This is a genomic window from uncultured Xylophilus sp. (genome assembly GCA_913776965.1).
Lineage (GTDB): Bacteria > Pseudomonadota > Gammaproteobacteria > Burkholderiales > Burkholderiaceae_C > Xylophilus.
In genome coordinates, this window is record CAJYQL010000021.1 from 1 (window position 1) to 9,419 (window position 9,419).

Annotated in this window: 12 protein-coding genes and 1 pseudogene; 1 reads left to right on the forward strand and 12 read right to left on the reverse strand. The window is 64.5% G+C overall.

The annotated features are described in order from the left end of the window. Window positions 1-164: 164 nt before the first annotated feature. From QZ500_RS02855 to QZ500_RS02890, 8 genes are all read right to left on the reverse strand, one after another. Window positions 165-350 (reverse strand): hypothetical protein, encoded by a 186-nt coding sequence (locus tag QZ500_RS02855; RefSeq protein ID WP_058643461.1) that lies wholly within the window; start codon window positions 348-350, stop codon window positions 165-167. Next, on the reverse strand, window positions 343-600 hold the full coding sequence (locus QZ500_RS02860) for a sugar phosphate isomerase/epimerase (protein ID WP_242873818.1): 258 nt from the start codon (window positions 598-600) through the stop codon (window positions 343-345). Before QZ500_RS02860 ends, QZ500_RS02855 begins: the two co-directional genes overlap by 8 nt. Window positions 601-878: 278 nt before the next feature. Continuing rightward, on the reverse strand, window positions 879-1,619 hold the full coding sequence (locus QZ500_RS02865; RefSeq protein ID WP_058643462.1) for a glucose 1-dehydrogenase: 741 nt from the start codon (window positions 1,617-1,619) through the stop codon (window positions 879-881). A gap of 50 nt (window positions 1,620-1,669) precedes the next feature. Continuing rightward, window positions 1,670-2,479 carry a TIM barrel protein gene (locus QZ500_RS02870; protein WP_295850559.1) on the reverse strand — a complete coding sequence of 270 codons (810 nt, stop codon included), beginning with the start codon at window positions 2,477-2,479 and terminating at the stop codon, window positions 1,670-1,672. Window positions 2,480-2,604: 125 nt separating this feature from the next. Further along, window positions 2,605-3,324: an amino acid ABC transporter ATP-binding protein gene (locus tag QZ500_RS02875; protein WP_275936474.1), complete on the reverse strand. Its 720-nt coding sequence runs from the start codon at window positions 3,322-3,324 to the stop codon at window positions 2,605-2,607. Window positions 3,325-3,429: 105 nt separating this feature from the next. Continuing rightward, the gene (locus QZ500_RS02880; RefSeq protein ID WP_058643464.1) at window positions 3,430-4,263 is read right to left on the reverse strand and encodes a transporter substrate-binding domain-containing protein; all 834 of its coding nucleotides are present in this window, start codon (window positions 4,261-4,263) and stop codon (window positions 3,430-3,432) included. Window positions 4,264-4,314: 51 nt separating this feature from the next. Then, window positions 4,315-4,965 carry an amino acid ABC transporter permease gene (locus QZ500_RS02885; protein WP_058643465.1) on the reverse strand — a complete coding sequence of 217 codons (651 nt, stop codon included), beginning with the start codon at window positions 4,963-4,965 and terminating at the stop codon, window positions 4,315-4,317. A 7-nt stretch (window positions 4,966-4,972) separates the two neighbouring features. Then, window positions 4,973-5,641, reverse strand: coding sequence for an amino acid ABC transporter permease (locus tag QZ500_RS02890; protein ID WP_295850563.1), 669 nt, complete (start codon window positions 5,639-5,641; stop codon window positions 4,973-4,975). A gap of 243 nt (window positions 5,642-5,884) precedes the next feature. Here QZ500_RS02890 and QZ500_RS02895 point away from each other — a divergent pair, with 243 nt between their 5' ends. Next, on the forward strand, window positions 5,885-6,604 hold the full coding sequence (locus QZ500_RS02895) for a GntR family transcriptional regulator (RefSeq protein WP_082702613.1): 720 nt from the start codon (window positions 5,885-5,887) through the stop codon (window positions 6,602-6,604). 259 nt (window positions 6,605-6,863) lie between these two features. Here the strand turns inward: QZ500_RS02895 and QZ500_RS02900 are convergent, their stop codons facing one another. From QZ500_RS02900 to QZ500_RS02915, 4 genes and pseudogenes are all read right to left on the reverse strand, one after another. After that, the gene (locus tag QZ500_RS02900; protein ID WP_058643468.1) at window positions 6,864-7,169 is read right to left on the reverse strand and encodes an ATP-binding protein; all 306 of its coding nucleotides are present in this window, start codon (window positions 7,167-7,169) and stop codon (window positions 6,864-6,866) included. A gap of 214 nt (window positions 7,170-7,383) precedes the next feature. After that, window positions 7,384-8,250 carry a nucleotidyl transferase AbiEii/AbiGii toxin family protein gene (locus tag QZ500_RS02905; protein ID WP_295850569.1) on the reverse strand — a complete coding sequence of 289 codons (867 nt, stop codon included), beginning with the start codon at window positions 8,248-8,250 and terminating at the stop codon, window positions 7,384-7,386. Further along, a complete protein-coding gene (locus QZ500_RS02910; RefSeq protein ID WP_058643470.1) occupies window positions 8,247-8,852 on the reverse strand; it encodes a type IV toxin-antitoxin system AbiEi family antitoxin domain-containing protein in 606 nt (201 codons plus the stop codon). The genes QZ500_RS02905 and QZ500_RS02910 overlap by 4 nt, the downstream gene beginning before the upstream one ends. A 137-nt stretch (window positions 8,853-8,989) precedes the next feature. Further along, window positions 8,990-9,419 (reverse strand): annotated as a pseudogene (locus QZ500_RS02915) (integrase); the annotation flags it as partial.

Below are 9,419 nucleotides of genomic sequence, written 5' to 3' on the forward strand. Positions count from 1 at the left end.
CAAGTACCTCAACACCGTCGTGGGGACCATCGTGCGTATCAACCAGCGCACCGCCAGCATCGACCCCGGCGATGGCACTACGTGGCGCGTCGGCTTCCCGCTGCTGCGCCATGTCGTGGATATCTGACCGCCATAGCCCTGCCCAGAGGGCCTTGGGGATACGCTTACCGATAACCGGCACGCATGCACTGCTCAAAGAAGCCGACCACATCGAACTGTCCCTGCCCAGGAAAGTTGTGGTGGTGCCACGCCCAGTCGATCACGTTCAGCCCCATCAGTGGTGCATCGGCCATCTGCACGAAGAACAGCTTGGCGCCAACCTCGGCGATGCCCTCGGGACTGTCACCCAACGAAGCCGTGTGGAAGCTGTCGACGAACAGACCCAGATATGGATGGATTGGCGCGCTGCACGATGTCCCAGGCTTGGCGCCATTTGTTCACATGCCGGCCCCAAGCGAGTGCCTCTAACCCGATGCGCAGGCCCCTGCGCGCAGCGCGCTCGGCCAGCACCCGCAACTGCTCGGCCGCGCGCTGCGGCTCGGGCAAGGCCAGCGGTGAGGTGTTGGAGCACACGACCAAGGGGCAGTCCAACGCCTGCATGAAGTCGTCTTGCGTTCGACCCGCACCAGGCTGCGCGCGAAGCTGTCCGCCGGCATGCCCTCGAAGTCGCGCAAGGGCTGGAACAGTTCGATCTTGAGACCGTGGTCGGCGCAGCGCGAGCTAAGCCCGGCCGCCGACATGCGTGCATTGGTGGAGTCCGGCTCGAACAATTCGATGCCGCCGAGGCAGCCGCCGCGATGGCATCGAGCTTGTTGGCCAGCGTGCCGGACAGCGAGACAGTGCCAATGGAGCGGCGCATGGCTTCTTGCTTCGGTGCCTCAGTAGACGGCGCGCCCGCCCGACACGTCGAAGGTGAACCCCGTCGTGAAGCTGCAATCCGGGCCGACGATGAAGGCCACCGTCGCGGCGACATCGTCCACCTGGACGAAGCGCCCCATCGGGATGCGGCTCTTCATGTTGGCGATGTGCTCGGGCGTCATCTGCCTGAACAGGTCGGTCTCGGTCATGGCGGGCGCGACGGCGTTGACCATCACGCCGCTGTCGCACAGTTCGCGCGCGACGGTCTTGGTGAACGAGATGACACCGCCCTTGGCTGCGGCGTAGGCCGCGATGCCCGGTGCGCCTTCCTTGCCCGCCATTGACGAAATGTTGACGATGCGACCCTGCTTGCGTTCGCGCATGGCTGGGACCATCACGCGCGTGCAGTAAAAGACCCCGGCCAGGTTCACCCCCATGACCTTGTCCCATGTCTCGACGGGGTAGTCCCACATGTTGACCACGGGACCGTTGATGCCCGCGTTGTTGACGAGGATGTCGACCTGGCCTAGGGCCTGCACGGTGTCGGCGTAGGCCTGCTCCACGCTGGCGAAGTTGGAGACGTCGACCGACTGAGTCAGCGCCGGCACGAAGCCTGCAGGCTCGCTGCTGAAGCCGTCGAAGCCAAGGTCCCATAGCGCCACGCGTGCGCCGTCTTGCGTCAGTCGCCGGGCGATGCCCAGGCCGATGCCGCGAGCGCCGCCGGTGACGACGGCGACCTTTCCAGAAAGAGCGTTCGTCATGATGTTTCCTCTGAGGATGGTGAAGTGACGGATCGGAGGCGGTGGGCCGCTCAACGCGCGGGTTGGCGCGCCGCAAGCACGGCGCGCGCGGCGGCACTGGCGCGCTGGGCGCGTTCGTGCGCGTCCCAGGCCGGATGGGTCGCAGCCGTCGGGACTTCCACGCCCATCGGGATGTCCAGGGGCAAGGCGTTCAGGTAGTCCAGCAGCGGCAGCTCGCCCTCGCCAGGAAGAAGCCGCCCCTCTCTGGCCTCGGCCACGATCGCCGCATCGCCCGGGTCGGCGAGCCGGGCATCGCACAGCTGCACCGAGCCGAACAGCTCGCCGGGTGTGGCGGCCAGTTGCTCGGCCGTGCCGCCAGAACGGTGGAAGTGCAGCAGGTCCAGCAGCACCTTGCCGTTGGCACGCCCCGCCTTGGTCACGAGCGCGACTGCTTGGCCCAGATTGGCGAGGACCCGAAAGCGCATGAACTCCAGGTCGACGACCAGGCCGAACTGGCCTGCCAGGTCGCAGATGACACCGAACCGGTCCACCAGGCGCGCGAAGTCGGCGTCATCGCCCGAGACATTCAAGCGTTGGGCACCGAGTTCTGCCGCCAGGGCCAGCGTCGGCGCATAGGCTTCGACCTGCACGTCCGGCGTCAGCGGAATGAATTCCACGTCGTAGACGCCCACGCCCGCGTCTCGGGCACGTGCGCGCCACGTGGCCAGCGTTGCCGGCGTGAGCGCGTAGGCGACGGCGCCTGGCGCGGCCGGCAGGATGCGGATGCCCACGCTCTGGTAGCCGGTAGCGGCGGCCAGGTCGAACAAGGCCGGCGGGGCGACATCTAGCGCGGTGAGATGGGCGAGAGAAAGTGCGGTCATCGTGTCTACCCGGAGGGCATGTCACCGCAGATCAACAGACAAGGCTGCGCCATCCCGGCAATCGATGTGCATCGATAGCGTGGCTGCTCTGTGCTGGCCGAAGCGGTGTCGCCGTGCGGCGTTGGTTACTTGTGGAGGATCTGTCCGAGGAAGTCGCGCAGGCGTTCATGGCGGGGCGCCGTGAAGAACTCCTCGGGCGGCGCCTGCTCGACGATCTCGCCGCGGTCCATGAACAGCACGCGGTCGGCCACGCTGCGGGCAAAGCCCATCTCGTGCGTGACGCACAGCATGGTCATGCCCTCGTCGGCCAAGCCGATCATGGTGTCCAGGACCTCCTTGACCATCTCCGGATCCAGGGCCGAGGTGGGCTCGTCGAACAGCATGATCTTGGGCGTCATGCACAAGGCCCGCGCGATCGCCACGCGCTGCTGCTGGCCGCCCGAGAGTTGTGCAGGGTACTTGCGGGCGTGGTCTGGAATGCGCACGCGGGTCAGGTACTTCATGGCGATGGCTTCGGCGTCGCCCTTGCTCGTGCCGCGCACCTTCATCGGCGCCAACATGCAGTTCTCCAGCACCGTCAGGTGCGGAAACAGGTTGAACTGCTGAAACACCATGCCGACTTCGGCGCGCACGGCCTGCACGCTCTTCGTGCTGGCGCCGAGGTCGATCCCATCGACGACGATCCGGCCCTTCTGGAAGGGCTCCAGCCTGTTGATGCAGCGGATCGTCGTCGACTTTCCAGAGCCCGATGGCCCGCAGATCACGATGCGTTCGCCCTTGCGCACCTTCAGGTTGACGTCAGTGAGCACGCGCATGCTGCCGTACCACTTGCTAACGTCCTCCATGGAGATGATCGTCTCGTCGCTGGCAACATGGGCGACCGCATGGTCTGCCGTGATACCTGAATCTGTGGGAAGCATCTGGAGTCTCGCTCGGGATCGTTGCGGCGCTTACTTGGCCAGCATGACAGCCAGCGCCGCTTCGCCTTCGCCGGTGGTGGGCATATCCTTGGCCATCTCCTGGCCCATCCACTTCTTGTACAGGGCATCGAGTTCGCCGCTGGCGATCTTGCGGCCGATGAAGTCGTTGATGTAGGTCATCCACTCACGCTCGCCCGGGCGCACGGCTGCGCCCTGGTAGTTGCGCGAGATGGGGAACTTGATGGCGTACTTGCCGGCGCCGGCGACCTGGTCGATCGGCGCGATCTGGGTGTTGGAAGCCCCCACCAGATCCACCTGGCCAGACAGCAGTGCCTGCACGGCGGCTGCGTCGTCGTCGAAGCGCTGGATGGTCGCGCCCGTCTTGGCCTGGGTCACAGCGGAGTCCTGCACGCTGCCGCGCGGCACACCGATGCGGTAGCTCTTGAGGGAATCCCAGTTGCCAAGCGCCGGCATGCTGGCCTTGCCGATGAGCACGACCTCGTTGTAGGAGTACGGACGCGAGAACAGCACGACCTTCTGACGGTCCGGGAATATCGACACCACCGCGGCCAGCACGTCGACCTGACCCGTCAGCAGGGCCGCGGTGCGGTTGGCCACCGTCACGGGTGTGAAGTCGGCCCTCACGCCCAGGTCCTTGGCCAGCATCTCGGCGAACTCGATGTCGTAGCCCGTGAGCTTGTTGTTCTTGTCCGTGAAGCCGAACGGCACCTGGGCCACCTGGGCGCCGACCTTGAGCACGCCCGACTTCTTGATGTCGGCAACCTTCTGGGCATGGGCCGTGCCGGTCAGTGCCGCCATGACGGCCAGGGCAACGGCTGCGCGCCGCGTGATCTTGTGAAGCATTCTCAGGTCTCCTGAAGTGGGTGCGGATGTGCCGCGGTTGGGGTGAAGGGGTCAGTTGTTGACGGCGAAGCGTCGTTCCAGGCGCGCGCTGTAGCGCGACAGCGGGAAGCAGATGGCGAAGTAGCACAGGCCGACCAGGCCAAACGCCAGCAGCGGCTTGTAGGTGATGCTGGAGACCAACTGGCCCGAACGCGACAGCTCGACGAATCCGATGATGGCGGCCAGAGAGGTGCCCTTGATCAGTTGCACCAGAAAGCCGACCGTGGGCGCGAACGACATGCGCAGTGCCTGCGGCAGCACGACATAGCGCATGCGGTCGTAGTACCCCAGGCCCAGCGCATCGGCCGCTTCGGACTGGCCGCGCGCAACCGCCTGGATGCCGCCACGCCAGATCTCGCCCAGGAAGCCGCCCGCGTGCAAGGCCAGGCCCAGGCCGGCGGCGACCCACAGGTTCACCTTCACGCCCAGCACCGGCAGGCCATAGAACACCAGGAAGAGCTGGAGCAGCAGCGGCGTTCCCTGGAAGAAGTCGATGAAGGTCGCGGCCGCGATGCGCAGGCTCTTGATCGGCGCGGTGCGTGCCAGGGCCACGCCCAGGCCGGTCAGCCCGCCCAGACCGAACGCGATCAGCGACAGGGCCAGCGTGGCCCAGATGCCGCTGACGATGACCCAGACTTCGGTCAGTGAGAATTCTCGAATCATGGCCGGCTCACTTGGTCGGGTAGGAGAAGTACACGCGGTCGATCAGGCGGAACACCGTCGAGAAGATGGTCGACATCGCCAGGTAGAGCAGCGCGGCGACGATGTAAACCTCGAAGCTGCGGAAGGTCAGTGAGTCAATGTTCTGGGCCACCGAGGTCAGCTCCTCCGCCGAGATCGAGGACACGATGCTGGTAGTGAGCAGCAGCATCACGAACTGACCGGACAACGCCGGATAGATGGTGCGCAGGGCAGGCTTGAGCACGATGGAGACGAAGGTCTGGAATGGGCTCAGGCCGAGCGCTGCACCCGCCTCGAACTGCCCGCGTGGCACCGATTCGATGCCGGTGCGAATGATCTCCGCCGAGAACGCGCCAAGGTTCAGGCTCAATGCCAGGACGGCAGCAACCATGGGCGTAAGACTGACACCAGCGGTCGGCAAGCCGAAGAAGATGAACAGCACCTGCACCAGAAATGGCGTGTTCCGGATCACCTCGATGTAGGTCTGCGCCGCCAGGCTGACGGGTTTAAACCCACTGCGCTTGCACACTACAGCGGCCAGCCCGATGCCCAGTCCGATCAGCACCGAAATGGCGGACAGACGCAGGGTCAGCCAGCACCCCTCGGCGAATTGCTCCCAGTACGGCAGCAAGGCTCCGAAATCGAACTTGTATGTCACCCGTCTCTCCTGAACTGCGGCCGCTCGACTGCACCAAAAACCTGTCCCGACGACAGCGCCTTGGCGCCCACAATACTGTTACCCTCACGCCTGAAGTACGGTACCTCAGTCGATCTGGGGCACTGTACCTCAGTCAAATCACCTCCCCATAGGTGGTAACCCGGGAGCAAATCGAGCCCGCATGAATTAGTGAGGTACTGAACCTCAGAGTGCTACAGTGGGCTTCAGTCTCGGAAAAGATCTATGGAACCGACCAGTGACAAGACGGTCCGTCGCCCCCTGCGCCACCAACCCATGGCGCGCGCGCCCACGCTCGTGGCGCGCGTCACGGAACATGTGCGCCGCTGCATCGTGGAAGGTGAGTGGAAGCTCGGCGAGTACATCTCGGAGGAACGCATCGCGTCGTCCATTGAGGTCAGCCGCACGCCGGTGCGCGAAGCGCTGACCGCCCTGCAGATGCAGGGGCTGGTGACCATTCAGCCCCAGCGCGGCACCTTCGTATTCCTGCCGACGCAGGAAGAGGTGGTCGTCCTGTGCGAGTTCCGCAAGATCATGGAATGCCAGGCCATGTCGCTGTGCATGGAGAAGAGCGCAGCGGCCACGCTGGCGGCGCTGCGGGCGGCCAATGTGGAGATGCAGGCCGCTGCCGCGCGCGGAGACAGACTCACCTATGGCAAGTCGGATGCGGACTTCCACAACGTCTTCTTCGACAACTGCGGCAACCGCTTCTTCGCCGAGGCCTACTACCTGATGTCCGGGCGCTTCGATGCGCTGCGCAACTTTTTGTCAGGCAACCTGAGCCGGGCCAACCCCAGCCCAGCCGACGAGCACGAAGACATCATCGACGCGTTCGCCAGCGGCAAACTCGAGGACACGCAAGCGTTGCTGAGTTCCCATGTCCTCGCCATGAGCGGTCGGTTTGCGACAGCCATGGCCAGTGGCGCTTCCCCGCCTCAAACCTAGCTGTACGCCACCTCGGACCAGCGCTACCGCCAACTGTCTGTTCAATCACATCGCACGACTTTCAGACGCCTTGCCATTGCGGCTGCCACTTTGGGCCGAGGCCATGTGGAAACACAGGCGATCAAAGCCTGCAGGCGCGGCGGAAGGTCCGTCAGGCAATTTGCGTTTTTCCCCGGATCTCAGGCCGGCTTGAGTTGGCATGGGCCTTTCTAGTCCCATGTGAAGCGCGTCACGCAAGGTTTGAAGCGCATAAGGCCGCTCAGAGGTTGATGCGGTGCTCCTTGGCCAGCAATCGATCCAGGATGGTATCGGCTATGGTCGGGTCGCCCAGCCAGGCATGCCAGTGCTCCACCTGCAACTGCAACTGCAACTGCAACTGCGTGGTGAGGATCGTGGCGCGAGCCACAGTACCGGCACGGTCGTCAATGACCCGGCTCGCCGGCTCCAGCGGGGCCCGGGCCCAGTCGTCGAGCACCAGCATCTCGGTGCGCGCCAGATTCGCCAGCCACGCCGCGAAGCCGCCCTTGCCGTGCAGGATGCGCAGTTGCTCGGCCAGACGCAGCACGCGCAGAAGCCCGGCACGTGTGGATTGGCAATCCTTCAGGCTTTCGCCCGCTGACGAACTGCGAAGTTCAGCAGAGCACGTTGGTCGTCCGAGTTAGACGCGTCGCCGACCCTTGACACCAGGCATGACAACATCGCTACGAACACGAGCACCGCCTCGGCTCCCTCGCGCACCGGCAGGCACGACCAAGCAAGCGCCCCGACAAAGCAGTCGGTCAAGCGATACCCGCGGCGGTCGCCCGCAGCAGCGCCGGTGCCAACCCGCAGCGCAGCAGCGCAACGACCTCTGCCAGTGGTCGCGGGGCCATTTCGTTCTTTCGGAGAAACGCCAGCCACAGCGCTTGGCGCGACGGGTCGTTCGCAAACTCATCACTAAGCCCCGAAGGCGGTGAACGCGGCACTTCGGTACCGCGTCGCGTAAAGGTCGCTGAGATGGCCTTTGCCAGCATGTCGGCGTCCAGGGACTCACGGCTCATCAGCACCGACAGATCCAAATAGTCCTTGAGCCCGGTGTTGGTCATGCCCAGGACGGCGATGGCGTGCAGCTTTTCCGCGACGACGGTGTACACCGGATAGGTACGTAGGCGCGGTGCCGGCAGGTCAGCGATCAACACCGGGTACACCGCGTCCAAAGGACCGGGCGTAACAGCGTCTCCGAAGCCGACATCGATCTGCGTCTTGCACCGGGCCTTGGCCAGGTCCGCCGCGATCAGGATGCGTGCCCCGGCATAGCCTGCATCCTTGCGGATCTCCTCCACCTTGACTGACGCCGGATCGAAATGGATGCCATCGTCCGCCGCCATGGCGGCGATGTCTCGAAAGATCTCAGCTACCGATCCCAAGTCACTCGCACCGGACCCGAGCAGGTCGGCATCGCGCGTCGCGCGGTGCGGCATGTCGTACCAGAGCGTGAAGAGCAAGGCGCCCTTGAGCAGGAAGCGATCGGCGTGCGCGGACTGCCCGCGCCGGTACAGCATGCGCTCCAAGGCAAAGCGCACGAGCACTTGGTTGAAGTCCACGCCCTGCGCCTTGGCGATGTTCAGCAGACGGGCTCGTACCGACGCCGCAAGGTCCTTGCTCACACGATGGCCTCTAGGTAGGGGCGCATCACGTTAGCGACGCGGCAGATCCCGGCGTAGTGCCAAAGCTCGTCTGCCGTGGCCTTCTTCTGTGTCCAGGCATCCCTCAGCGCCTCCAGGGCCACGTCGAGTCCGATCTTGTGGCGATGCTTAAAGCAGTCTGCCACCGTCTTGGCCACGCCATAGACGCGCAGCGGGACCTGATCGCGTTCCACAATCTCGATGCCGGCTGAATAGGCCTCGCCCGAGAACTGGACCATCGTGACGGGGGGATAGTCGATCCGCGGCACATGGCTGCCGCGCGGCATGGCGATCCAGACCTGACGCGGCAGTTGCGTGGTCAGCTCGTGGAGCTGCAGCGCCGTGAGCAGACAGAACACGGCCCGAGGAACCCGGGCAGCGACGGTTGCCAGGCTCTCGTGCTCGGAACCCGGAGAGTCAGGCAGGCGATACAGGCCTCGCCCGACCCGCTCCAGTTGACCCGCAGCGGTCATGCGCGATAGCACCACCCGGGGAGCATCGACGGCATCCAAGTCGCTAGAACGCAGCATCCCCTTCCGAGCCAGCAGGTCGAGAACGCGCTGAGCGTGACTATTCGGCAGCATGGCCCAGAGTATGTTCCAATTTATCGTCAAATTAAATTTTGCGACGTAATTAAGGAACAACTTGCCAGCGACTTGACAGCAAGTCACCCACCTCTTTCCATGCTAAACGGACAAGTTTCAGCATGACGCCGGAGCATTCACTGCCCGAGGCGTTCGGATTCAGCGTGATGAACCGGCCGCGCCGGTGGCCGCACGAACTGCTGCACGTTGTCGCGCAGCAGCAACCCCTTCCCAGCTTCCAAGTCGTCCAGGAAATCGGCCCACTGCTGCACCATCGTCTTGCGCTGCACCAGAAAGGTCGTGCGGTCGTAACTGCCGCCTAGTTCCTCGTCCGACACATGCGCCAGCTGGCGCTCGATAACGTCGGGCGCCCATCCGAGGTATTCGCGGATCATGGTCCGGGCAGTGGCTCGGAAACCATGACCTGTGATCTGCTCCTTGGTGTCGTAGCCCATGCTGCGCAGCGCGGCATTGATGGTGTTGTCGCTGATGTAGCGGGTCTTCTCGGAACGACGCGACATACTGCGAAAGACCGGCCCGATCGGACCAGTCAACGGAAACAGATCC